The sequence below is a fragment of the Variovorax sp. GW821-FHT09D04 genome (assembly GCF_059416405.1).
This window is the reverse complement of record NZ_JBWKPA010000006.1, coordinates 190,622-212,980: the sequence shown is the minus strand read 5'-3', so window position 1 is coordinate 212,980 and position 22,359 is coordinate 190,622. Positions and strand designations below refer to the sequence as shown.

At 68.0% G+C, this 22,359-nt stretch carries 21 protein-coding genes; 16 read left to right on the top strand and 5 right to left on the bottom strand.

Features of this window, described 5'->3' with window-relative positions; genetic code table 11:
- Positions 1-72 precede the first annotated feature (72 nt).
- Positions 73-1,110 (bottom strand): putative 2-aminoethylphosphonate ABC transporter substrate-binding protein, encoded by a 1,038-nt coding sequence (locus AC07O4_RS19845; RefSeq protein WP_159277872.1) that lies wholly within the window; start codon positions 1,108-1,110, stop codon positions 73-75.
- Positions 1,111-1,270: 160 nt separating this feature from the next.
- On the opposite strand from AC07O4_RS19845, the gene AC07O4_RS19840 reads away from it, so the two are divergent.
- The 5 genes from AC07O4_RS19840 to AC07O4_RS19820 are packed head-to-tail and all read left to right on the top strand — an operon-like array spanning position 1,271 to position 6,688.
- Entirely contained in the window at positions 1,271-2,017 is a 747-nt protein-coding gene (locus AC07O4_RS19840) for a phosphonate utilization associated transcriptional regulator (RefSeq protein ID WP_070061830.1), read from the top strand.
- Between the two features lies 1 nt (position 2,018).
- The gene (phnA, locus tag AC07O4_RS19835; RefSeq protein WP_495305428.1) at positions 2,019-3,245 is read left to right on the top strand and encodes a phosphonoacetate hydrolase; all 1,227 of its coding nucleotides are present in this window, start codon (positions 2,019-2,021) and stop codon (positions 3,243-3,245) included.
- A gap of 21 nt (positions 3,246-3,266) precedes the next feature.
- The gene (gene phnY, locus AC07O4_RS19830; protein ID WP_062468776.1) at positions 3,267-4,715 is read left to right on the top strand and encodes a phosphonoacetaldehyde dehydrogenase; all 1,449 of its coding nucleotides are present in this window, start codon (positions 3,267-3,269) and stop codon (positions 4,713-4,715) included.
- Between the two features lie 2 nt (positions 4,716-4,717).
- Positions 4,718-5,290 (top strand): phosphonate degradation HD-domain oxygenase, encoded by a 573-nt coding sequence (locus AC07O4_RS19825; RefSeq protein ID WP_307694429.1) that lies wholly within the window; start codon positions 4,718-4,720, stop codon positions 5,288-5,290.
- Positions 5,291-5,299: 9 nt separating this feature from the next.
- Positions 5,300-6,688, top strand: a complete 1,389-nt coding sequence (locus AC07O4_RS19820; protein ID WP_495305427.1) for an FAD-dependent oxidoreductase — start codon at positions 5,300-5,302, stop codon at positions 6,686-6,688.
- Positions 6,689-6,703: 15 nt separating this feature from the next.
- On the opposite strand, the gene AC07O4_RS19815 is transcribed toward AC07O4_RS19820, so the two are convergent.
- Together AC07O4_RS19815 and aptA are read right to left on the bottom strand one after the other, a co-directional pair.
- Positions 6,704-8,221 (bottom strand): CoA-acylating methylmalonate-semialdehyde dehydrogenase, encoded by a 1,518-nt coding sequence (locus tag AC07O4_RS19815; RefSeq protein WP_095744313.1) that lies wholly within the window; start codon positions 8,219-8,221, stop codon positions 6,704-6,706.
- 22 nt (positions 8,222-8,243) lie between these two features.
- On the bottom strand, positions 8,244-9,599 hold the full coding sequence (gene aptA / locus AC07O4_RS19810) for an omega-aminotransferase AptA (RefSeq protein WP_495305426.1): 1,356 nt from the start codon (positions 9,597-9,599) through the stop codon (positions 8,244-8,246).
- A 106-nt stretch (positions 9,600-9,705) separates the two neighbouring features.
- Between aptA and AC07O4_RS19805 the strand changes: the two genes are divergently transcribed.
- Both AC07O4_RS19805 and AC07O4_RS19800 read left to right on the top strand, forming a co-directional pair.
- Positions 9,706-10,686 carry a LysR family transcriptional regulator gene (locus tag AC07O4_RS19805; protein WP_495305425.1) on the top strand — a complete coding sequence of 327 codons (981 nt, stop codon included), beginning with the start codon at positions 9,706-9,708 and terminating at the stop codon, positions 10,684-10,686.
- A 20-nt stretch (positions 10,687-10,706) separates the two neighbouring features.
- Complete coding sequence (locus AC07O4_RS19800; protein WP_495305424.1) at positions 10,707-11,165, top strand: GNAT family N-acetyltransferase; 459 nt, start codon at positions 10,707-10,709, stop codon at positions 11,163-11,165.
- Positions 11,166-11,177: 12 nt separating this feature from the next.
- On the opposite strand, the gene AC07O4_RS19795 is transcribed toward AC07O4_RS19800, so the two are convergent.
- The gene (locus AC07O4_RS19795) at positions 11,178-11,942 is read right to left on the bottom strand and encodes a FadR/GntR family transcriptional regulator (protein WP_354347481.1); all 765 of its coding nucleotides are present in this window, start codon (positions 11,940-11,942) and stop codon (positions 11,178-11,180) included.
- 214 nt (positions 11,943-12,156) lie between these two features.
- On the opposite strand from AC07O4_RS19795, the gene AC07O4_RS19790 reads away from it, so the two are divergent.
- The 9 genes from AC07O4_RS19790 (at position 12,157) to AC07O4_RS19750 (ending at position 21,145) form a co-directional block, all read left to right on the top strand.
- Entirely contained in the window at positions 12,157-13,362 is a 1,206-nt protein-coding gene (locus AC07O4_RS19790) for an ABC transporter substrate-binding protein (protein ID WP_495305423.1), read from the top strand.
- An 88-nt stretch (positions 13,363-13,450) separates the two neighbouring features.
- Positions 13,451-14,311 carry a branched-chain amino acid ABC transporter permease gene (locus AC07O4_RS19785; protein ID WP_062468750.1) on the top strand — a complete coding sequence of 287 codons (861 nt, stop codon included), beginning with the start codon at positions 13,451-13,453 and terminating at the stop codon, positions 14,309-14,311.
- 7 nt (positions 14,312-14,318) lie between these two features.
- Positions 14,319-15,278, top strand: coding sequence for a branched-chain amino acid ABC transporter permease (locus AC07O4_RS19780; protein WP_495305422.1), 960 nt, complete (start codon positions 14,319-14,321; stop codon positions 15,276-15,278).
- Positions 15,275-16,042 (top strand): ABC transporter ATP-binding protein, encoded by a 768-nt coding sequence (locus tag AC07O4_RS19775; protein WP_495260538.1) that lies wholly within the window; start codon positions 15,275-15,277, stop codon positions 16,040-16,042. The genes AC07O4_RS19780 and AC07O4_RS19775 overlap by 4 nt, the downstream gene beginning before the upstream one ends.
- Positions 16,039-16,746 carry an ABC transporter ATP-binding protein gene (locus AC07O4_RS19770; protein WP_495305421.1) on the top strand — a complete coding sequence of 236 codons (708 nt, stop codon included), beginning with the start codon at positions 16,039-16,041 and terminating at the stop codon, positions 16,744-16,746. The genes AC07O4_RS19775 and AC07O4_RS19770 overlap by 4 nt, the downstream gene beginning before the upstream one ends.
- 26 nt (positions 16,747-16,772) lie before the next feature.
- Entirely contained in the window at positions 16,773-18,053 is a 1,281-nt protein-coding gene (locus AC07O4_RS19765; RefSeq protein ID WP_495305420.1) for a Zn-dependent hydrolase, read from the top strand.
- The gene (locus AC07O4_RS19760) at positions 18,050-19,186 is read left to right on the top strand and encodes an ABC transporter substrate-binding protein (protein WP_495305419.1); all 1,137 of its coding nucleotides are present in this window, start codon (positions 18,050-18,052) and stop codon (positions 19,184-19,186) included. Before AC07O4_RS19765 ends, AC07O4_RS19760 begins: the two co-directional genes overlap by 4 nt.
- On the top strand, positions 19,183-20,676 hold the full coding sequence (locus AC07O4_RS19755) for a M81 family metallopeptidase (protein WP_495305418.1): 1,494 nt from the start codon (positions 19,183-19,185) through the stop codon (positions 20,674-20,676). The genes AC07O4_RS19760 and AC07O4_RS19755 overlap by 4 nt, the downstream gene beginning before the upstream one ends.
- Before the next feature lie 91 nt (positions 20,677-20,767).
- Complete coding sequence (locus AC07O4_RS19750; protein ID WP_495305417.1) at positions 20,768-21,145, top strand: nuclear transport factor 2 family protein; 378 nt, start codon at positions 20,768-20,770, stop codon at positions 21,143-21,145.
- Positions 21,146-21,155: 10 nt separating this feature from the next.
- On the opposite strand, the gene AC07O4_RS19745 is transcribed toward AC07O4_RS19750, so the two are convergent.
- On the bottom strand, positions 21,156-22,295 hold the full coding sequence (locus AC07O4_RS19745) for a helix-turn-helix domain-containing protein (RefSeq protein ID WP_495305539.1): 1,140 nt from the start codon (positions 22,293-22,295) through the stop codon (positions 21,156-21,158).
- Positions 22,296-22,359 lie beyond the last annotated feature (64 nt).

Genomic DNA, 22,359 nt, shown 5'->3' with positions numbered 1-22,359 from the left:
GCACTCGTCGTTGGAGGGCGTCACCAGCTGCGGCGGCACCCTTGAATTGAAAACCGGGGGATGCCGTCGGGCTTACTTGGGTTCGGCCTTGCCTTCGTAGCGCTTGCTCCATTCGGCCAGGATGCGTTCGCGGTTCTTGGCGGCCCAGTTCAGGTCGTTCTTGGCCAGCAGCTTCTCGTAGTTGTCCGGAATGCCTTCCAGCTTGGAGACCACGCCCGGGTAGGCCACCACGGCCCACCAGCGCGCGCTGATCTGGTTGGCCTCCTTGCTCGCCATCCAGTCGGCAAAGCGCTTGCCCTGCGCCAGCTTCGTGCTGGTCTTCATGAGGCTGGTGGCCTCGATGTCCCAGCCCAGGCCTTCCTTCGGAAAGATCAGGTCGACCGGCGCGCCCGACTTCTTCACCTGGTGCGCGCGGAACTCGAACGAGATGCCGATCGGGAACTCGCCCGCGCCCGCCTGCTTGCAGGGCTTGGAGCCCGAGTGCACGTACTGCGCGATGTTCTGGTGCAGCGCGTCCATGTACTTCCAGCCTTCGGCGTCGCCCATGTTCTGCAGCCAGTACGACACGTCGAGGTAGCCGGTGCCGCTGGAGGCGGGGTGCGGCATCGAGATCGTGCCCTTGTAGACGGGCTTGGTCAGGTCCTTCCAGCTCTCGGGCTTGGGCAGGCCGAGCTTCTTGGCCTCGACCGTGTTGAAGCAGATGGTGGCGGCCCAGACGTCCATGCCGACCCAGGCGGGCGGGCGGGCGGCGTCGGAGTACGCGGGGTTCAGCTCCTTGAAGCCCTTGGGCTCATAAGGCAGCAGCATGCCTTCCTGCTGCAGCAGCGCCAGGCTGCTGGCGGCCAGGCCGGCCACTACGTCGGCCTGCGGGTTGGCTTTTTCGGCCAGCAGCTTGGCGGTGACGATGCCGGTGGAGTCGCGTACCCACTTCACCTCGATGTCGGGATTGGCCTTCTCGAACGCGTCCTTGTAGAGCTTCATGGCGTCGGTCTCGAGCGCCGTGTAGACCAGGAGCGGCGTCTTTTGCGCCCACGCACTGCCGGACATGAGGCCGAGGGCCGCAACACACAGGGCGGCCGTGAGACGGCGCGTGCTTTGTTTCATCGTCATCTGTTTCTCCTGAAAGGCTGGCTGTCACTGAAGAAGGGTGAGGGCTGGCGCCGGCGCGAGGGTGGCCAACGCCATCCGGTGTTTGCAATGTAGGTTGCTGATTGATGACTGTCAATAAAAAATTGTTGACAGTTGACGATCCTTCGGGAAAATACGCCCCATGGTCACCAGCAATCACTCCGCCGCCCTCGCGTTCCTCCAATCCAGCTCGCTGCCGATGCTGATGCAGGAAGAAATCGAGCGTTTGATCATGACGGGCGAGCTCCCCGTGGGCAGCCGCATCAACGAGAGCGAGCTTTCGCAGCGCTTCAACACCAGCCGCGGCCCGATCCGCGAGGCGTTGCGCGCCTTGGAAGAGGCGGGCCTCGTGCGCAACGAGAAGAACCGCGGTGTCTTCGTGCGCGAGATCGCGTTCGAGGAGGCCGACGAGATCTACGAACTGCGCGAGGCGCTGGAAGAAATCATCGGCCGGCGCGTGGCCCTGGCCATCCAGCCCGACGCCGTGGAGCGCCTGCGCGCCATGGTCGACGCCATGCGCTCGGCGGCCCAGGCGCAGGACGTGGAGCAGTACGCGCAGCTCAACCTGCAGTTCCACGAGATCCTGCTCGACACCGCCGGCAGCAAGAAGCTCACCGAAACCTACAAGCGGCTCGTCAAGGAGCTGCACCTTTTCAGAATGCGCGCGCTCGACAGCGGCGGCGGCCTGCGGGTCTCGGCCGACGAACACAGCCACATCGTCGACGCCATTGCCAGCGGCAACCCCGACACGGCAGGGCGTGCACTGCGCGAACACGTGGCCGGCAGCCGCGCACGCATGCACAAGGCCTTCGGCCGCATCGACGCCGATGCGGCCACTTCCAGCAACACCACCGCTACCCCGAACCACCCACCCCAAAAGGAAGTCTGAAATGACACCGGAGACACTTGAAGTCAATGCCAGGAGCTATCGCTGGATGGCGCGTCCGATCGTGGTCGTGTGCGTGGACGGCTGCGAGCCGGCGTACCTCGACGCGGCCATCGAAGCCGGCGTGGCGCCCTACATCGCCCGCATGCGCAAGGACGGCGCCGACCTGCTCGCCGACTGCGTCGTGCCCTCGTTCACCAACCCCAACAACCTGTCGATCGTGACCGGCGCACCGCCGGCCGTGCACGGCATCTGCGGCAACTACTTCTTCGACCGCGAGCTGGGGCAGGAAGTGATGATGAACGACCCCAAGTACCTGCGCGCCGGCACCGTGCTCGCGGCCTTTGCCGACGCGGGCGCCAAGCTCGCGGTGGTCACGGCCAAGGACAAGCTGCGCAAGCTGCTGGGCCACAGGATGAAGGGCATCTGCTTTTCGTCGGAGAAGTCGGACCAGGTGACGATGGAAGAGAACGGCATCGACAACGTGCTCGACATGGTCGGCATGCCGGTGCCCTCGGTGTACAGCGCCGAACTCTCGGAGTTCGTGTTCGCCGCCGGCGTGAAGCTCATGGAGTCGCGCCGCCCCGACCTGATGTACCTGTCGACCACCGACTACGTGCAGCACAAGGCCGCCCCGGGCAGCCCCGCAGCGAATGCCTTCTACAAGATGATGGACGGCTACCTCGCGCAGCTCGATGCGCTGGGCGCGACCATCGTGCTCACGGCCGACCACGGCATGAACGACAAGCACGGCGCTGACGGTTCGCCCAACGTGATCTACCTGCAGGACGTGCTCGACGGCTGGTATGGCGCTGAAAAGGCCCGCGTGATCCTGCCGATCACCGACCCCTACGTGGTGCACCACGGTGCGCTCGGCTCCTTCGCCACCGTGTACGCACCGGACGAAGCCAGCGTGCCGGGCTGGATCGAACGCATCAAGGGCATTCCGGGCATGGAGCTCGTGCTCTCGCGCGCCGAAGCTGCCAAGCGCTTCGAGCTGCCGCCGGACCGCATCGGCGACATCGTGGTGGTGAGCGAGCAGAGCACCGTCATCGGCACCGCCGCCAGCCGCCATGACCTGTCGGCGCTCGAAGTGCCGCTGCGCTCGCACGGTGGTGTGTCGGAGCAGAAGGTGCCGCTGATCTGCAACCGCCCGGTCGAAGGCATTGCACCCGGGCGCCGGCTGCGCAACTTCGATGCGCTCGACCTCGCCCTGAACCACGCACGCTGAAGCCACACGGAGCAAGCACCCATGAGCCAAGCCATCCTGAAGCCAGGCACCGTCCACCGCGAAGCCCTGCGCATCGCGGGCGAGAAAGTCCACCGCGACCGCACCATCGAGGTCACCTACCCGTACACCGGCGAGGTGATCGCCACCGTGCCCAAGGCCACGCTGGACGACGTGCGCAATGCCCTGCGCATTGCCCGCGACTACAAGCCCACGCTCACGCGCTACGAGCGCTACAAGATCCTCATGCGCGCCGGCGAGATCATCGCCTCGCGCCTGGACGAGATGTCGCGCACCATCACGCTCGAGTCGGGCCTGTCGCGCAAGGACTCGCTGTACGAAGTGGGCCGCGCCTCCGACGTGCTGCTGTTCGCCGCCAATCAGGCGCTGGTGGACGACGGCCAGGTGTTCTCCTGCGACCTCACGCACCACGGCAAGAGCCGCAAGGTCTACACGATGCGCGAGCCGCTGCTGGGCGCCATCACCGCCATCACGCCGTTCAACCACCCGCTGAACCAGGTGATCCACAAGGTGGCGCCGGCCATTGCGACCAACAACCGCATCGTGCTGAAACCCAGCGAGAAGACGCCGCTCACGGCCTTCCTGCTGGCCGACATCCTGTACGAGGCCGGACTGCCGCCGCAGATGCTGTCGGTGCTCACGGGCGACCCGAAGGAAATTGCCGACGAGCTGCTGACCAACGCCGACGTCGACCTCGTCACCTTCACGGGCGGCGTGCCCATCGGCAAGTACATCGCGGGCAAGGCCACCTACAAGCGCCAGATCCTGGAGCTGGGCGGCAACGACCCGATCATCGTGATGGAAGACGCGGACATCGAGGAGGCGGCGACGCTGGCTGCCAATGGGTCGTACAAGAACTCGGGGCAGCGCTGCACAGCCGTGAAGCGCATGCTGGTGCACGAAGCCGTGGCCGATCGTTTCGTCGAACTGCTGGTCGAGAAGACCCGCGCCCTGAAGTACGGCGACCCGATGGACCCGGACACCGACATGGGCACAGTGATCGACGAGGCGGCTGCCAAGCAGTTCGAAGCCGTGGTCAACGAAGCCATCGCCGCCGGCGCCAAGCTCCTGTACGGCAACGAGCGCCGCGGCGCGCTGTACTCGCCCACCGTACTCGACCACGTCGATCCCGAGATGACCGTCGCCAAGCACGAGACCTTCGGCCCCGTGTCGCCGGTGATCCGTTTCAAGAACATCGACGAGGCGATCCGCATCTCCAACGGCACGGCCTACGGTTTGTCGTCGTCGATCTGCACCAACCGCCTGGACTACATCACGCGCTTCATCCGCGAGTTGAACGTGGGCAGCGTCAATGTGCGCGAGGTGCCGGGCTACCGCCTGGAGCTCACGCCCTTCGGCGGCATCAAGGACTCGGGCCTGGGCTACAAGGAAGGCGTGCTCGAAGCGATGAAGAGCTTCACCAACACCAAGACCTACTCGCTGCCCTGGTAACCATGAGCCTCAGCATTCCCGACATCGTCGGCCTCTTCGAAACCAAGGGCCATGCGCAGTACGACGGCGAGCCGGTCACGCAGCTGGAGCATGCGCTGCAGTCGGCGCACCTGGCCGAGCAGGAGGGCGCGGACAGCGCGCTGATCGCCGCCGCCCTGCTGCATGACCTGGGCCACCTGCTGCACGACTTCGGCGGCACGCCGACGCAGCAGGGCCTGGACGACCTGCACCAGTACCGCTGCCTGCCGTTCCTGCGCGCGCTGTTCGGTCCGGCCACGCTGGAGCCGATCCGGTTGCACGTGGACGCCAAGCGCTTCCTGTGCGCGCGCGTGCCCGGCTACCTGGAGGCGCTGTCGCCCGACTCGAAGCGCAGCCTGCAACTGCAGGGCGGCGTCTTCGACGACGCACAGGCGAAAGCCTTCGAGACGCTGCCGTATGCGATGGACGCAGTGCGCCTGCGGCAGTGGGACGACACGGCCAAGCTGGCCGATGCCGACATGCCCGGCCTCGCGCACTTCGTGCGCCACCTCGAGATCAGTTCCGCCGAACACCGGCAAGCCCTCACCACCGCTTAAGGCACACGGATGCGCCCCTTCTGGATCGAACAAGCGCTCTTCAACGACGGCGATCTGGCACCGGCGCTGCAAGGTGAAACCAGCGCCGACGTCTGCATCGTCGGCGGCGGCTTCACCGGCTTGTGGACGGCCATCCAGGCCAAGCTGCAGGCGCCCGCGCTCGACATCGTCATTCTCGAAAGCGACCTGTGCGGCGCCGGCGCGAGCGGACGCAACGGCGGTTGCCTGCTCACCTGGTCGGCCAAGTTCCTGACCCTGCGGCGGCTGTTCGGCGAAGACGAGGCGGTGCGCCTCGTGAAGGCGTCGGAAGCGGCGGTGGGGCACATCGCCGACTTCTGCGCCGCGCACGGCATCGACGCCGAGCTGCGGCGCGACGGCACGCTCTACACCGCGACCTCGCAGGCGCAGATCGGCACGCTCGATCCGATGATGCAGGCGCTGGAGGCGCGCGGCATCCACTCGTACCACGCGCTGCCGCCCGACGAGGTGGCGCGGCGCTCGGGCTCGGCGCGCAACCTGGCCGGCGTGTACTCGCCGATCGCCGCCACCGTGCACCCGGGCAAGCTGGTGCGCGGGCTGCGGCGCGTGGCGCTGGCCATGGGCATCCGCATCCACGAGCGCACGCCGATGCTCGACTTCAGCACCGACCAGCCCGTGGTGGTGCACACGCCCACCGGGCGCGTGCGCGCGAAGAAACTGGTGCTCGCGATGAACGCGTGGATGGCCAGCCGCTTCCCGCAGTTCGAGCGGACCATCGCCATCGTGTCGAGCGACATGATCATCACCGAGCGCTGCCCCGATCTGCTGCAGCAGATCGGGCTGACCGACGGCGTGTCGGTGCTCGACTCGCGCACCTTCGTGTACTACTACCGCAGCACGGTCGACGGCCGCATCATGCTGGGCAAGGGCGGCAACACCTTCGCGTGGGGCGGCCGCATGGCCAAGGTGTTCGACGAGCGCTCGCCCTACGAGGGCGAGCTCACGCAGGCCCTGCATTCCTTCTTCCCGGCATTGCGCGACACACCGATCACCGCGAGCTGGAACGGCCCGTCCGACCGCTCGGTGACGGGCTTCCCGTTCTTCGGCAAGCTCGACGGCGCGCCGCACATCTACTACGGCTTCGGCTACTCGGGCAACGGGGTGGGGCCGACCTACATGGGCGGGCAGATCCTGTCGTCGCTGGTGCTCGACCAGGACAACGCATGGACGCGCAGCCCGATCACGGCCGGGCCGCTGGGCTACTTTCCGCCGGAGCCGATGCGCTATGTGGGCTCGATCGTCGTGCGCAACGCGATCCGTCGCAAGGAACGCGCTGAGGATGAGGACCGCCAGCCATGGCTGGTGGACCGCATGCTCAGCAAGCTCGCGAACGCCGCAGGAAAAGCCGACAAGGCCTGACCTGCGGACATTGCATCAACGGTTCGAGGGGAACGAGAACATCGTCCCTTCACGCACGCCGGCCGAGGGCCAACGCTGCGTGACGGTCTTGCGCTTGGTGTAGAAGCGCACGGCGTCGGGGCCGTAGGCGTGCAGGTCGCCGAACAGCGAACGCTTCCAGCCGCCGAACGAGTGGTACGCCACGGGCACCGGCAGCGGCACGTTGATGCCGACCATGCCGACCTGGATGTTGTCGCTGAACCAGCGCGCGGCCTCGCCGTCGCGCGTGAAGATGCAGGTGCCGTTGCCGTACTCGTGCGCGTCGATCAGGTCCATGGCTTCCTGCAGCGTCTTCACGCGCACCACGCCGAGCACCGGGCCGAAGATTTCTTCCTGGTAGATCGTCATGCCGGGCTTCACGTGGTCGAACAAGCAGGCGCCCAGGTAGTAGCCGCCTTCGTGGCCTTCGACCTGGATGCCGCGGCCGTCGACCACCAGCTTGGCGCCGGCGGCCACGCCCGCGTCGACGAAGGCCTTGACCTTCTCGAAGTGCGGCTGGGTCACCAGCGGGCCCATGTCGTTGCCGTTGTCGGTGCCGGGGCCGACCTTCATCTTGGCGATCTCGACCTTCAGGCCCTCGACCACCGCGTCGGCCGTGGCGTCGCCCACGGCCACCACCAGCGGAATCGCCATGCAGCGCTCGCCGCACGAGCCGTAGGCCGCGCCCATGAGTGCGCTCACGGCGTTGCCGATGTCGGCGTCGGGCATCACCACCGCGTGGTTCTTGGCGCCGCCCAGTGCCTGCACGCGCTTGCCGTGGGCCGTGCCGGTGGTGTAGATGTATTCGGCGATGGGCGTGGAGCCCACGAAGCTCACGGCCTTCACGCGGCGGTCGGTCAGCAGCGTGTCGACCGCTTCCTTGTCGCCGTTGACCACGTTCAGCACGCCCGGCGGCAGGCCGGCCTGCAGCGCGAGTTCGGCCATGAACAGCGTGGAGGAGGGCGTGCGCTCGGAGGGCTTGAGCACGAAGGTGTTGCCGCAGGCCACGGCCATCGGCCACATCCACAGCGGCACCATGACGGGGAAGTTGAACGGCGTGATGCCGGCCGCCACGCCCATGGCCTGGAACTCGCTCCACGAGTCGATCGACGGCCCCACGTTCTTGCTGTGCTCGCCCTTGAGCAGCTCGGGCACGTAGCTGGCGTACTCGACGTTCTCGATGCCGCGCTGCAGCTCGCCGTGCGCGTCGGCCAGCACCTTGCCGTGCTCGGCGGTGATCAGCGCGGCGATGGTGTCGGCGTTTTCCTCGAGCAGCGTCTTCAGGCGGCTCATCACGCGGGCGCGCTTGAGCGGCGGCGTGTTGCGCCAGGCCGGGAAGGCGGCCTGCGCCGAAGCGATGGCCTGCTCGACCGTGAGCTTGTCGGCGAGCGCGACGCTCTTGGCCGACAGGCCGGTGGCGGGGTCGAACACCGGCTGCACGCGGCTGCCGCCGCCGACGTGCTTGCCGTCGATGAAGTGGCCGATGGTGGCGGTGACGTTCTTGTCGTGTTGCATGTCTTCAGGTCTCGAAAGGGATTCAGGCGGTTTCTGCGAGGGCGTCGGCCAGGGCGTTGACCATGCGGTCGATCTCGGCCTTCTCGGCGATGAACGGGGGGGCGAGCTGGATCGTGTCGCCGCCGTAGCGCACGTAGAAGCCCTTCTTCCAGCAGTTCATGGCGATCTCGTAGGGGCGGCGCGCGGGCTCGCCCGGCAGCGCGGCGATGGTGATGCCGGCGGCCAGGCCGTAGTTGCGGATGTCGGCGACGTGCTTGCTGCCCTTCAGGCTGTGCACGGCGCTCTCGAAGTGCGGGGCCAGCGTCTGCACGCGGCCGATCATGTCTTCCTTCTGCAGCACGTCGAGCGCGGCGATGCCGGCGGCGCAGGCCACGGGGTGCGCGCCGTAGGTGTAGCCGTGCGGGAACTCGAGCATGTACTCGGGACCGCCGGCGGCCATGAAGGTGTCGTAGATGTCCTTGCTGGCCACCACGGCGCCCAGCGGCTGCGCGCCGTTGGTGACCTGCTTGGCGATGTTCATGATGTCGGGCGTGACGCCGAAGGCATCGGCGCCCGTGAGCGCGCCGCAGCGGCCGAACCCGGTGATCACTTCGTCGAAGATCAGCAGGATGTTGTTCGCCGTGCAGATGTCGCGCAGGCGCTTCAGGTAGCCCTTGGGCGGAATCACCACGCCGGCCGAACCGGCGAAGGGCTCCACGATCACGGCCGCGATGGTCGAGGCGTCGTGCAGCGCGATCAGGTCGAGCAGGCGGTCGGCCAGCTCGGCGCCGCTTTCGGGCATGCCGCGCGAGAAGGCATTGCTGGCCAGCTGCGTGTGCGGCAGGTGGTCGGCCTCGACGCCCTGGCCGAACAGCTTGCGGTTGGCCGCGATGCCGCCCACCGAGATGCCGCCGTAGTTCACGCCGTGGTAGCCCTTCTCGCGGCCGATCAGGCGCGTCTTGCTCGCCTGGCCCTTGGTGCGCCAGTAGGCGCGCGCCATCTTCAGCGAGGTGTCGGCGGCTTCGGAGCCCGAGCCGGTGAAGAACACGTAGTCCAGGCCGGCGGGCGTCAGTTCCTTGATCTTGTTGGCCAGCTCGAACGAGAGCGGGTGGCCGAACTGGAAGGCGGGCGAGTAGTCGAGCTTGGCGATCTGGCGGCTCACCGCCTCGGTGATCTCGGGGCGGCCGTGGCCCAGGCCCGAGCACCACAGGCCCGACAGGCCGTCGAAGATCTTGCGGCCGTCGTTGTCGGTGAAGTAGGCGCCCTTGGCCTCCACGATGATCCGCGGATCGGCCTTGAAGTTGCGGTTGCCGGTATAGGGCATCCAGTGCGCCTCGAGCCAGGCGGCGTCGGTGCGCGCGGTGGGCGTGGGTTCGATGGCGGGTGTGGCGAGGGTCATGGCGCATCCCGCGCAAGGCGGGCTCCGGGGGTGAAGGGATGCGCCGATTGTTCGCAACGCCTTCAGTGTGGAGAATGGCGCAATATCAATGTTCACTTGACGATCCATGCAAGTAAAGGCCAAGGCCTCGCCCGCCGACGAAACCGCTGCCCAGGGCACCCGCAACCGCGCCGTGCTGGGGCAGCTCAGCGACATGGACCTGCGCCTGCTCAAGGTGTTCAAGAGCGTGGTCGACTGCGGCGGCATGGCGGCGGCCGAGCTGGAGCTGAACATCGGCACCTCCACCGTGAGCCGCCACGTGAAAGACCTGGAAACCCGCCTGGGCCTCGTGCTGTGCCGGCGCGGGCGGGCCGGCTTTGCGCTCACGGCCGAGGGCCAGCGCGTGTACGACGAGACGCTGCGGCTGCTGGCCTCGGTCGACGCCTTTCGCGGCAGCATCGACGACATCCACAACCGCATGGGCGGGCAGCTCGACGTGGCGCTGTTCGACAAGACCGCGACCAACCCGAAGGCGCGCATCGGCGAGGCCATTGCCCGTTTCACCGAGATCGCGCCCGAAGTGAACCTGGCGGTGCACGTGGGCTCGATCAACGCCATCGAGCAGGGCGTGCTGGAGGGCAATTTCCAGATCGGCATCATCCCGGCGCACCGCAGCTCGAAGAGCCTGGTGTATGCCGACCTGTTCGACGAGACCATGCTGCTGTACTGCGGCGTGGGGCATCCGCTGTTCGACAGCCCGCACGGCAAGCTCACCTGGTCGAAGCTGGGCGAGCACCATTTTGCGGGGCTGGGGTACCACTCGCCGAACATGGAGCTGAGCCACCGGGCGAGGCTGTCGCGCAAGGCGACGGGGTTCGACCAGGAGGCGATCGCGACGCTGATCCTGTCAGGGCGCTTCCTGGGCTTCTTGCCCGACCACTACGCGCAGGTGTTCGAGCAGCGCGGGCTCATGAAGGCGGTGCTGCCGGCGCGCTTCAACTATGCGTGCCGGTTCGTGAGCCTGCTGCGGCGCTCGCCGAAGCCTTCGCGGGCGGTGCTGGCGTTTCAGGCGTGCCTGGAGAAGGCGCATGGCGGTGCGAAGATCTGAAGGCACCGAAACCATCCAAGATGACCGAAACACCACTGCGTATTCGTCCTGCACTTGCGTCGGAACACCGGGCACTCGAAGACTTGCAGCGGCGCGCATCGCTCGCGAACCCTGGCGATCGCGAGGCGATTCAGTCCGACCCGGACGTCATCGAACTGCCTCTGGCCCAGATCGTCGATGGCCGGGTGTTCGTGGCAGAGATCCATGGCGTGACGGCGGGATTCGCTGTCGTGCTGCCCAACGATGACGGCAGCGCCGAACTCGATGGATTGTTCGTCGAGCCCGAGGCATGGCGTCGCGGCATCGGCAAGGCATTGGTCGCGCACTGTGTCGAGCTTTCCCGGCGCCAGGGGGCGTCGGCACTCCACGTCACCGGCAATCCGCACGCCGGGTCGTTCTACCTTCGCTGCGGATTCGAGGCAAACGGCACCGTCGCCGTGCGCTTCGGCAGCGCCGAGCGGTTTCGCAAGGTCTTCTAGACCTTTGTGGTGCTATCGCTGTCCGCTGGGCAGCAACAAATGCTTCGCCCCGATGTGCGCTTCCATCTCATGCATGTGGTGCTCCGCATCCACCATGTGCTCCGCCATCAACCGCCGCACCTCGTCCGCATCTTCCTTGCGGTAGGCCGCCAGCAGCTGCGTGTGGTAGTCCACGTTGGTCTCGCCGAAGTGGTGGTGGTCCAGCGCCTTCTTGTAGACGACGAGGTCGCGCAGCAGGTCGTTGAGGAAGCGGCACATGAAGGACAGCACCGGGTTGGGGCACGCCTCGGCCAGCATCGTGTGGAAGGCCAGCTCGGCCTCGCGCTGTGTGCGCAATTCGTCTTCGTTCGTGGGCTCGACGGTGCACAGGCGCACGTTGTCTTCGAGCCGCGCGAACTGCTCGGGCGTGAGCCGCCCGACCACGCTCACGGCCAGTTCGGGCTCCAGCGCCTTGCGCAGCTGGTAGATGTGGTGGCCGTCCAGGTGGTGAAAGTGCAGGAAGTTGCGCAGCGGCTCCGACGCATGGTCGACCGACACCTGCTGCAGGTAGGCGCCACCGCCGGGGCCGGTGCGGATCGAGATCAGCCCGCGCACCTCGAGCGCCTTCAACGCCTCGCGCACCGTGCTCTTCGAATAGCCGAAGAGCTCGATCAGTTCCTTCTCGTTCGGTAGCCGGTCGCCGGGCTGCTTGCGCTCGGCAACGATCCATCGCTTGACGTCTTCGACGATGACGTCCGAGAGCTTTTGCCGCTTCGGAGGGTTGTGCCCCACTCTCATCAAAACGCTCCATCCATGCACATCGGGAGATGCGCGGGATGCGCAACAGCGCGCGATCTTAACGGCGTCATCGGCAGGGTCGGGTTGGGTTTGGGCACGGGGCTTGCTAACGGGTTTTTACCAACATATTAATCCTATTTATCCGCTTAAATTGCCGGCGATCGCAGGCACTGTGTTTTCTTCCCCACTTCCCACACCACGACCGGAGAACCCCATGCAACGCAGACAACTCCTTCAGCTCGCCGCCCTGTCGGCCGCCCCGGCCTCGCTCCTGATGAGCCGCTCGGCCATCGCCCAGGCCACCGACGTGATCCGCTTCGGTGCACCGGTGCCCATGTCGGGTGCCTTCGCGGCCAACGGCAAGTTCGCCGACCTGGGCACCAAGCTGGCGATCGAGCAGTACGGCAAGGTGCTGAACCGGCCGCTGGCCTACACGCTGCTGGACACCGAAGGCAAGCCGGCCACCGCCGTGCGCAAGGTGCAGGAAGCCTCGCAGCAGCAGGGCGCCAAGTTCTTCGCGGGCGGCATCCTGTCGTCGGAAGCCCTGGCCATGGGCAAGGAGGCCGAGAAGGCCGGCGGCCTGTTCATCACCACCGCAGGCGCCGACGAGATCACGGGCAAGGACTGCAACCCCGCCACCTTCCGCTGGTCGGTGCCCACCTTCGGTGCGATCGAGCAGACGGTGCGCCCGCTGATCGCGTCCATGCCCAAGGCCAAGCGCTGGTACACCATCACGCCGCAGTACGTGTTCGGCGACGGCCTCCTGAGCGCGGCCAAGACCATCTTCCAGGAGAAGGGCATCGAGCACGTGGGCAACAGCTACCACTCGCTCAACGACAAGGAGTTCAGCGGCTACCTCACCAACGCGATGGCCGCCAAGCCCGACGTGCTGCTGCTTCTGAACTTCGGCGCGCAGTCGTCGGCCGCGCTGCGCCAGGCGGTGAGCTTCGGCATGCACAAGAACATGACGATCCTCATGGCCTGGGCTTCGGGCCTGGAGCAGTTCGACGAGCTGGGCGCCGACCTGTGCGACGGCGTCTACTTCGGTGCGCAGTACTGGCACACGGTCGACACGCCGCTCAACAAGGACCTGGTGAAGCGCACCGCCGACAAGCTGAAGATCGTGCCCAACTACAGCCTGGCCGGCTCGTACATCTGCACCAAGATCCTCATCGACGGCATCGTGAAGGCCGGCACGGTCGATCCGAAGGCGGTGGTCGCGGCGCTCGAAGGCATGAAGTTCGATGGCCTCACGGGCGTGGAAGAAATCCGCAAGGCCGACCACCAGGTCATCAAGGACTACTACCTGCTCAAGGGCAAGGCGAAGTCGAAGATGGCCAACCCGGCCGACTACGTGGACGTCGTCAGCTCCGGCAAGTCGTTCCTGCCGATCGACAAGACCGGCTGCAAGCTGGCCTGACGCCGCCCGGCTTCGCGCCGCGCCCGCGCCGTTTTTGAGCGCGGGCAGGGCGCGTGCCGCCTGCACGTTTGCCACCCCCACGACACCTATGTCCGTCTACCTGCTCCAGACCATCAACGGAATCGGCATCGGCATGCTGTATTTCCTGCTGGCCGTTGGCTTGTCCATCGTGTTCGGCCTGCTGCGCTTCGTGAACTTCGCGCACGGCGCTTTCTACCTGCTGGGCGCCTACCTGTGCTTCCAGGCCATGCAGTGGGGCCTGAACTTCTGGGCCGCGCTCGTGCTGGTGCCGCTGTTCGTCGGCGCGCTCGGCTGGCTGGCCGAGAAGCTGCTGCTGCGCCGCGTGTACGCCAAGCCGCACGAGTTCCACATCCTCGTGACCGTGGGCCTGGCGCTCGCGGTGCAGGAGATCGTCATCGTGTTCTGGGGCCCGCTGGGCAACAGCGTGCCCACGCCCGACCTGCTGCAGGGCGTGGTCATGTGGGGCAGCTTCATCTACCCGAAGTACCGGCTCTTCGTGATCGGCTTCACCGCCGTGCTCGCGGTGGGGTTGTGGTGGGTGCTCGAAGGCACGCGCCTGGGCAGCGCGGTGCGTGCGGGCAGCGAATCGACCGAGATGGTCTCGCTGCTGGGCATCAACGTGTTCCGCGTGTTCAGCCTGGTGTTCGCGCTCGGCGCGGCCACGGCGGCGCTGGCCGGCGTGCTGGCCGCGCCCATCCGCGGGGCCGAGCCCTTCATGGGCGTCGAGGCGCTGGGCGTGGCCTTCGTGGTCGTGGTGATCGGCGGGCTCGGCAGCTTCAGCGGGGCGCTGGTCGGCGGCGTGCTGATCGGCATCGTGCAAAGCCTCATGAGCACCATCTGGCCGCCGGGGGCGAGCCTGATGATCTACATCGCGATGGGCGCCGTGCTGCTGCTGCGCCCGCATGGCCTGCTCGGCCGCAGAGGATGAACGCGCCATGCCAAAGAAATACACCTTCCTGCTGGCGCTGATCGTCGCGCTCGCGTTGCCGCTGTTCATGCGCTCGGGCTCGCTTGCGAGCGAAGTGCTCATCTACGCGCTCGCGGCCCTGGGCTGCAACCTGCTGCTGGGCTACACGGGGCTGCTCTCGTTCGGCCAGGGCATCTTCTTCGGGCTGGGCAGCTACACCATCGCGATCCTGCTCACGCGGCTGCAACTGCCGATGCCGCTCGCGCTGCTCGCCGCCATCGGCATGGGCGCGCTGGGCGCGGCGGTGGTCGGCTGGGTCGCCATCCGCCAGCGCGGCACCTACTTCGTGATGCTCACGCTGGCCTTTGCGCAAATGTTCTATTTCATCGCCTACACGGCCTCGGGGCTCACGGGCGGCGACAACGGCCTGCTCGACGTGCCGCGCCCGGCCTTCATGGACACGCCGTGGAAGTACTACGCCTTCGTGGCGGTGATCTTCCTGGCCGCGTTCGCGCTGCTGCTCAAGGTGACCGACTCGGTCTTCGGCCGCACGCTGCTGGCCATCCGCGACAACGAGGACCGCGCCGCTGCCGTGGGCTACGACCTGAAGCGCTTCAAGCTGCTGGCCTTCGTGATCTCGGGCGCCGTCACCGGCCTGGCCGGCGGCCTGCACGCGATGATGACCGGCATCGCGCCGCTGTCGAACGCCGAGTACCACACGAGCGAGATGATCCTGGTCATCACCGTGATCGGCGGTACCGGCAACCTGTTTGCCTCGGTGCTGGGCTCGGCCTTCTACGTGCTGCTGGCCGACTGGCTCTCCACGCTGTGGCCGCGCTGGCTGCTGCTGCTGGGCCTGCTGCTGATCGGCGTGAGCATCGGCATGCAACGCGGCCTCTGGGGCCTGGGCGAAAGCGCCTGGCGACGGGTGTTCCGCAAGACGGCGGCCGCAGCCAAAGCGCCGGCCGTGCAAGGAGAACAGGCATGAGCGACATCCTCATCGAAGCCATCGGTGTCACCAAGCACTACGGCAAGTTCGCCGCGCTCGGCGGGGTCGACCTGAAGATCAAGCGCAACACCGTGCACTCGGTGATCGGGCCCAACGGCGCGGGCAAGACCACGCTGTTCCACATGCTCACGGGCACCGGAACCACCACGGGCGGGCGCATCCTGTTCGACGGCCACGACGTGACGCGCGAGCCCGACCACCAGCGCGTGCAGCGCGGCATGGCGCGCTCGTTCCAGGTCACGAGCCTGTTCCCCAGCCTGTCGGTGCGCGAGAACCTGCGCGTGGCGGCGCAGGGCATCGCGCCGCGCCAGGCCATGAACTGCTGGCGCGCCCCCATCGGCGAGCGCGCCTGCGCCGACACGGTGGCCGAGGTGCTCGCGCGCGTCGGCCTCGAACGGCTGGCCGACACGCCCGCCAGCGTGCTCTCGCACGGCCAGCAGCGCCGCCTCGAAGTGGGCATGGCGCTGGCTGCGAAGCCCAAGGCCATCTTCCTGGACGAGCCGACCTCGGGCATGGGCATCGACGACCTCGACGACATGAAGCATCTCATCCGCGGCCTGCGCGACGCGCACACCGTGGTGCTGATCGAGCACAACATGAACATCGTGATGGACATCTCCGACACCGTGACCGTCATGCAGCTGGGCCGCGTGCTGGCCGAGGGGCTGCCGGGCGACATCCGTTCGGACGCGCGCGTGCGCACGGCGTACCTGGGCAACATGATCACGGGAGGCAAGGCATGAGCAACATCCTCGAAGTCGAAGGCCTGCACGCGCACTACGGCAAGAGCCATGTGCTGCAGGGCGTGTCGCTCACGGTGGGCGAGGCCGAACTGGTCACGCTGCTGGGCCGCAACGGCGCGGGCAAGTCGACCACGCTCAAGAGCATTGCCGGCGCCGTCACGCCCACGAAAGGGCGCGTGCGCTTCCAGGGCGCGGACATCGCGGGCCAGCCGCCGCACCGCATCGCCACGCGCGGCGTGTGCCTCGTGCCCGAGCACCGCGGCATCTTCAAGCTGCTCACGGTGGAAGAGAACCTGCTGCTCGGCCTGCGGCGCGATTCGCCCTGGCAGCTGGCCGACATCTACCGCATCTTTCCGCGCCTGAAGGAGCGCCGGCGCAACGGCGGCGGGCAGCTCTCGGGCGGCGAGCAGCAGATGCTGGCCATCGGCCGCGCGCTCATGAACCACCCGCGCCTGCTGATCCTCGACGAGCCGGTGGAAGGCCTGGCGCCGGTGATCGTGGAAGAGATCGTCGCGCAGCTCAAGACCATCAAGGCCGCGGGCGTGGCCATCCTGCTGGTCGAGCAGAACCTCGAGGTCTGCGTGCAGCTGGCCGACCGCCACTACATCGTGGAGCAGGGCGTGATCGTGCACGAGGCCGACAACGCCGCCTTCATGGCCGACCACGACGTGAAAGACAGATACCTCGGCGTCGGTCTCGCCTGAACCGCCACTCATTCGTCACAAAAATCATGAACACAACGAACGAACTTTCCGCTGCAACGGACGTGCGCGCCCTGCGCGTGAACGGCCGGCGCCTCTGGGACTCGCTGATGCAGCTCGCGCAGCTCGGCGCCACCGAGAAGGGCGGCGTGTGCCGCATCGCGCTCACCGACCTGGACCGCCAGGGCCGCGACCTCTTCACGCGCTGGGCGCGCGAGGCTGGCTGCGAGGTGCGCGTGGACGCCATCGGCAACATCTTCGCGCGCCGCGCGGGCCGCAACAACGCGCTGCCACCCATCACCACCGGCAGCCACATCGACACGCAGCCCACGGGCGGCAAGTTCGACGGCAACTACGGCGTGCTCGCGGGGCTCGAAGTGATCCGCAGCCTGAACGACGCCGGCATCGCCACCGAAGCACCGGTCGAGGTCGCGGTGTGGACCAACGAGGAGGGTTCGCGCTTCGTGCCCGTGATGATGGGCTCGGGCGTGTTCGCCGGCGCCTTCACGCTGGAACATGCGCTTGCGCAGCGCGACACCGAGGGCGTGAGCGTGGCCGAGGCGCTGTCGGCCATCGGCTATGCGGGCGCCGTGCCCGCCTCGGCGGTGGCGTCGCCGGTCGGCGCCTACTTCGAGGCGCACATCGAACAGGGCCCGGTGCTCGAAGCCAACGAACGCGTCATCGGTGTGGTCGAGGGCGCGCTGGGCCAGCGCTGGTACGACGTGGTGGTGCAGGGCATGGAAGCCCATGCCGGCCCCACGCCGATGGAGCTGCGCAAGGATGCGCTGCTGGCCGCCGCCGAACTCGTGGTCGAGGTGAACCGCATCGCGCTCGCGCACGCGCCGCACGGGCGCGGCACGGTCGGCTGGATCGACAACTACCCGAACTCGCGCAACGTGATCCCGGGTCGGGTGAAGCTCAGCGTCGACCTGCGCGCGGCCGACGACGTGGTGCTGTCGGCCATGGACGCGGCGCTGAAAGAAGCCGTGCAGCGCATCGCCACCAAAGGCAAGGTCGAGGCGACGGCCGAGCAGGTCGTGTACTTCCCGCCGCAGCCGTTCACGCCCGCGCTGGTGTCGGCCGTGCGCGAGGCCGCGCAGGACCAGGGCATGACGTGGATGAACGTGATCAGCGGCGCCGGCCACGACGCCGTGTATCTCGCGCGCGTGTGCCCCGCGGCGATGATCTTCGTGCCCTGCCTGGACGGCATCAGCCACAACGAGATCGAAGACGCGCAGCCCGACCACCTCGAAGCCGGCTGCAACGTGCTGCTGCAGGCGATGCTGCAGAGCGCGGGAGTGGCCGCGTGAAGGCGGCGCTTCGCCGCATCGGCCTGCACTGCGTGCTGGCGATGGGCCTGGTCGCGGCGTCGACGGCGGCCCTGGCGGCTGGAGAACCGATCCTGGTCGGCCAGTCCGCGGTGCTCACCGGCCCGTTCACGCCGAACAGCCTCGCGTTCATGGAAGGCCAGACGCTGTTCCTCGACCAGTTGAACAAGGCGGGCGGCGTCGGTGGCAGGCCCGTCAAGATGATCACCTACGACGACGCCTACATCCCCGAGAAGGCCGCGGCCAATGCCGAGAAGCTGCTCGGCACGGACCGCGTCGTCTGCCTGTTTGGAACCATGGGCACGGGCATCGGCGCGGCCATGGTGCCGGTGGCGGCGAAGTACGACAGCTTCATCTTCGGCGGGCTGACCGGCGCGGCGGTGCTGCGCGGGCCGAAGGTGCCGATCTATCACGTGCGGGAGTCGTATGCCGACGAGGTCTCGCGCGTGATGAACCACCTGACGACCATCGGCGTGACGCGCATCGCCATCGTCTCCAGCGACGACGCTTACGGCAAGGGCATCGAGAAGGACGCGCTGGCCGCGCTCGAGAAGAACAGGCAGCCGGCCCTGCTGTCGCTGCGCTTCGATCCGAAGGAAAAGGACCATCCCGCCATCGCACAGCAGGTCATCGCGAGCGGGGCGCAGGCGGTGTACGTCATCGCGGCCGGCACGCCTGCGATCAACATCATCCGCTCGCTGGTGGCTGCGCCCATCCATCCGCAGATCTACACGAACTCGGTGGCGAGCTCGTTCCTTCTGTACAAGGAACTCGGCGACAAGAGCCGCGGCATCGTGCTGTCGCAGGTGGTGCCGCCGTTCTGGAAGACACGCTTTCCCATCGTCGACGAATACCAGCGCGCGAGGAAGGCCGCGGGCAGCGAAGGCGAAGGCTCCTACCTGGGGCTGGAGGGCTACATCACGGCCAAGGCCTTTGCGGAATCGCTGCAGCGCGTGAAGGGGCCGATCACCACCGAATCGCTGCGCCGCAGCATCGAGAACTCGCCGCCCATGAACCTGAATGGCTTCACGGTCGCGTTCCGTCCCGACAACCGCAACGGCTCCAGCTTCGGTGACATCACCATGCTGGGCAGCGCCGGAAAGTTTGCCCAATGAAAGTCCTGATCGCGCGTCTCAACCACGAGACCAACACCTTCTCGCCCGTGCCCACGCCGCTCGCGGCCTTCGGGCCCGACGGCCCGACCTTCGGGGCGCAGGCCTACACCGACAACAAGGGCATGCGCACCGCGATGTCGGCCTTCATCGACCTGGCCGAAGCGGCGGGCGCGCAGCTCGTCACGCCGGTGTCGGCTTCGGCCAACCCGAGCGGGCCGGTCGATGCGCAGGCCTACACCACGCTCACGCAATGCATCGTCGATGCGGCGCCGGGCTGTGATGCGATCCTGCTCGACCTGCACGGCGCGATGGTGGCGCAGAACAGCACCGACGGCGAAGGCGACCTGCTGGTGCGCCTGCGCGCCGCCGCGCCCGGCGTGCCCATCGGCGTGGCGCTGGACCTGCACGCCAACGTGACGCCCGCGATGGTGGACAACGCCGACGTCATCGTCGGCTTCAAGACCTACCCGCACGTCGACATGTACGAGACCGGCGAGCACGCCGGCCGCCTGCTGTTCGACCTGCTGGCCGGGCGCAGCCAGCCGCACATGCGCTGGCGCCAGCTGCCGCTCATGGCGCACACGCTGCGCAGCGCCTCGTTCACCGGTGCGATGCAGCGGGCCATCGAGGCGGCGCGCGCGGCGGAGGAATCCGAGTCGCTGGCGGTATCGATCCTGGCGGGCTTCTCGCTGTCGGACATCACGGCACCGTGCATGAGCGTGATCGCGGTCGATGCCCAATCGCCCGCGCGCGCGCAGGCCACGGCCGACCGCATCGCGGCGCAGATGTGGGCCGAGCGCGAGGCCTTCATCTACCGCAGCGAGCCGCTGGCCGCGTCGGTCGCGCGCGCGAAACTCATCGCGGGCGGCGCGACGCGCCCGGTGCTGCTGCTCGACCACGGCGACAACTGCATGTCGGGCGGCAGCTGCGACACCATGGACGTGCTGCAGGAAGCGCTGGCGCAGGGCCTGGACGGCATCGGCGTCGGGCCGCTGTGCGATCCCGCGGCGGTGGCCGCGCTGGTTGCGGCGGGCGAGGGCGCCGAAGTGACGGTGGCGCTGGGCAACAAGGTGTCGCTGGAAGGCATCGGCCTGAAGAAGACGCCGGTGCAATTGACGGGCGTCGTGCGAACGGTCAGCGACGGCGAGTACGTGATCACCGGCCCCACCTACACCGGCCAGCGCAGCAGCATGGGGCGCACCGTGCTGTTCGACATCGGCGCGGCGCGCATCGTCGTCACCGAGCGCACGCAGGAGCCGTGGGACATCGGCGTGTTCGAGTGCGCCGGGCTCGACCCGCGCCAAGAGCGCTTCCTGCTGCTGAAGTCGCGCATGTACTGCCGGCCGGTCTTCGAGCCGCTGTCGGCGGCGCTGGTGGAGTGCGACAGCCCGGGCGTGACCAGTTCCGACTACAGCCTGTTCCCGTTCAGCCAGGTGCGCCGGCCGGTGTTTCCGCTCGATGCGAACGCGGCGATGGACGTGCCCGCATAACCTGCCACGTCATCGACGCGCGGCGCGTGCCCCGCGACCATTCCTTCACCCCGCGCTGTTGCGGGTCGAACCCTCGAAAGGAACAGTCGCCATGAACACCGCCGCCCACGACGCCCATGCCATCGCCACGGGCTACATCGCCGTCTGGAACGAGACCGACGCCGCGCGCCGCGCCGCGCTCATCGACGCCGGCTGGACCGCCGACGCCCGCTATGTCGACCCGATGGCGCAGGCCAGCGGCCACGAGCAGATCAGCGCGCTGGTCGGCGCGGTGCACCAGCGCTACCCGGGCTTCCGCTTCCACCTGCTGGGCAAGGCCGAGGCGCACGGCGACAACCTGCGCTTCTCGTGGACCCTGGGCCCGAGCGGTGCCGACGACCTGATCCAGGGCACCGACTTCGCGCAGGTCGATGCAGGCAAGCTGCGCGTGGTGACGGGTTTTCTCGACCGCGTGCCCGTGGGCGCCTGAAAGGGTGGGGTCAGTCGCCCGCTGGTCGGCCGCGCCAGAGCTTGCGGTAGACCGTGGCGCGGCTGATGCCCAGCGTGCGCGCCGCCTCGGCCACGTTGCCGCGCGCGTCGGTCACCGCCTTGCGGATCAGGGCGGTCTCCACGTCGCGCAGGCGGGGGCGGCCGTCGGTCGCGGCACCGGGCACGCCGCCATGCTCGCTGCCGCCGCGCTGGGCCCGCACCTGCACCCGCAGGCCCGACCACAGCGGCACCTCGAGCATGGCGTCGCCGCGCCGGGCGGCGTCGAACATCATGTGCAGCGGCAGCGCGAACAGGTCGTTGAAATGCAGGCCGCCGGCATGGCAGACCAGCGGCTGGTGCAGCATCTGTCGGGCCGCCGCGTTGGCGCCCGTGACGTGGCCCGCGGCGTCGATGCACAGCAGGCCCTCGGTGGTCTCGCTGCTCGGGCAGCCGGGCCAGAGCAGGCGCAGCAGCAGCTCGCAGGGCTCGCGCTGCACCAGCAGGTTCTCGATGCTGCGCGCCGACAGGGTGGCCAGGTGGCGCAGCTCGGGCCGCTCGACCACCTGCACGCCCGTGAGGTCGAGCATGCCGATGCAGTCGCCCCGGGGGCCGAAGAGCGGGGCGCCGGCGCAGCTGTACACACTGGTGTCGTCAAAGAAGTGTTCACCCCGGTGCAGCCACACCGATTCCTGCTCGGCCAGCGCTGTGCCGATGGCGCTGGTGCCGATGGCGCTTTCCGACAGGTCGACGCCGATGCGCCCGATGTCGCGTGCATAGCGGGCGGCGGGGTCGGTGCCGTCGGGCAAGGTACCCACGTCGACCACGATGCCGCGGGCGTCGGTCAGGATGGCGAAATAGCGGGTGTCGGCGATGGCGCGCGAGAGCCGTTCGATCACCGGACGTGCCGCCGTGACCAGGGCCCGGTTGCATTCCGTGACCTCGCGGCTGGCGGTGCGGCTCACGGGCTCGAAGCTCACGCGTTGCTGGGGCCGGCGGCCGGCCTCCAGGCAGCGCTGCCAGGAGCGGGTGATGCCCGGGTCGACCCGCACGCTGCCGCGCGGGCGGGGGCCGTCGCCGTCGATCAGCTCGCGGCGCGCCTGCGCAATGGCCAGCGAGCGCTCAGCAGGAGGGGGGACGGCGGAAGCGGACATCATCGTGAAAGTTCTTCTTCGCGCGGGGAGGGCTGCTTTTGCGGGCCGGCCGGTTGGCAAGCTG

What these genes read in the sequence shown, in the direction of transcription:
- AC07O4_RS19845 (WP_159277872.1), bottom strand. Translation starts at nt 1,110, where the DNA reads ATGACGATGAAACAAAGCACGCGCCGTCTCACGGCCGCCCTGTGTGTT.
- AC07O4_RS19840 (WP_070061830.1), top strand. Translation starts at nt 1,271, where the DNA reads ATGGTCACCAGCAATCACTCCGCCGCCCTCGCGTTCCTCCAATCCAGC.
- phnA (WP_495305428.1), top strand. Translation starts at nt 2,019, where the DNA reads ATGACACCGGAGACACTTGAAGTCAATGCCAGGAGCTATCGCTGGATG.
- phnY (WP_062468776.1), top strand. Translation starts at nt 3,267, where the DNA reads ATGAGCCAAGCCATCCTGAAGCCAGGCACCGTCCACCGCGAAGCCCTG.
- AC07O4_RS19825 (WP_307694429.1), top strand. Translation starts at nt 4,718, where the DNA reads ATGAGCCTCAGCATTCCCGACATCGTCGGCCTCTTCGAAACCAAGGGC.
- AC07O4_RS19820 (WP_495305427.1), top strand. Translation starts at nt 5,300, where the DNA reads ATGCGCCCCTTCTGGATCGAACAAGCGCTCTTCAACGACGGCGATCTG.
- AC07O4_RS19815 (WP_095744313.1), bottom strand. Translation starts at nt 8,221, where the DNA reads ATGCAACACGACAAGAACGTCACCGCCACCATCGGCCACTTCATCGAC.
- aptA (WP_495305426.1), bottom strand. Translation starts at nt 9,599, where the DNA reads ATGACCCTCGCCACACCCGCCATCGAACCCACGCCCACCGCGCGCACC.
- AC07O4_RS19805 (WP_495305425.1), top strand. Translation starts at nt 9,706, where the DNA reads ATGCAAGTAAAGGCCAAGGCCTCGCCCGCCGACGAAACCGCTGCCCAG.
- AC07O4_RS19800 (WP_495305424.1), top strand. Translation starts at nt 10,707, where the DNA reads ATGACCGAAACACCACTGCGTATTCGTCCTGCACTTGCGTCGGAACAC.
- AC07O4_RS19795 (WP_354347481.1), bottom strand. Translation starts at nt 11,942, where the DNA reads ATGAGAGTGGGGCACAACCCTCCGAAGCGGCAAAAGCTCTCGGACGTC.
- AC07O4_RS19790 (WP_495305423.1), top strand. Translation starts at nt 12,157, where the DNA reads ATGCAACGCAGACAACTCCTTCAGCTCGCCGCCCTGTCGGCCGCCCCG.
- AC07O4_RS19785 (WP_062468750.1), top strand. Translation starts at nt 13,451, where the DNA reads ATGTCCGTCTACCTGCTCCAGACCATCAACGGAATCGGCATCGGCATG.
- AC07O4_RS19780 (WP_495305422.1), top strand. Translation starts at nt 14,319, where the DNA reads ATGCCAAAGAAATACACCTTCCTGCTGGCGCTGATCGTCGCGCTCGCG.
- AC07O4_RS19775 (WP_495260538.1), top strand. Translation starts at nt 15,275, where the DNA reads ATGAGCGACATCCTCATCGAAGCCATCGGTGTCACCAAGCACTACGGC.
- AC07O4_RS19770 (WP_495305421.1), top strand. Translation starts at nt 16,039, where the DNA reads ATGAGCAACATCCTCGAAGTCGAAGGCCTGCACGCGCACTACGGCAAG.
- AC07O4_RS19765 (WP_495305420.1), top strand. Translation starts at nt 16,773, where the DNA reads ATGAACACAACGAACGAACTTTCCGCTGCAACGGACGTGCGCGCCCTG.
- AC07O4_RS19755 (WP_495305418.1), top strand. Translation starts at nt 19,183, where the DNA reads ATGAAAGTCCTGATCGCGCGTCTCAACCACGAGACCAACACCTTCTCG.
- AC07O4_RS19750 (WP_495305417.1), top strand. Translation starts at nt 20,768, where the DNA reads ATGAACACCGCCGCCCACGACGCCCATGCCATCGCCACGGGCTACATC.
- AC07O4_RS19745 (WP_495305539.1), bottom strand. Translation starts at nt 22,295, where the DNA reads ATGTCCGCTTCCGCCGTCCCCCCTCCTGCTGAGCGCTCGCTGGCCATT.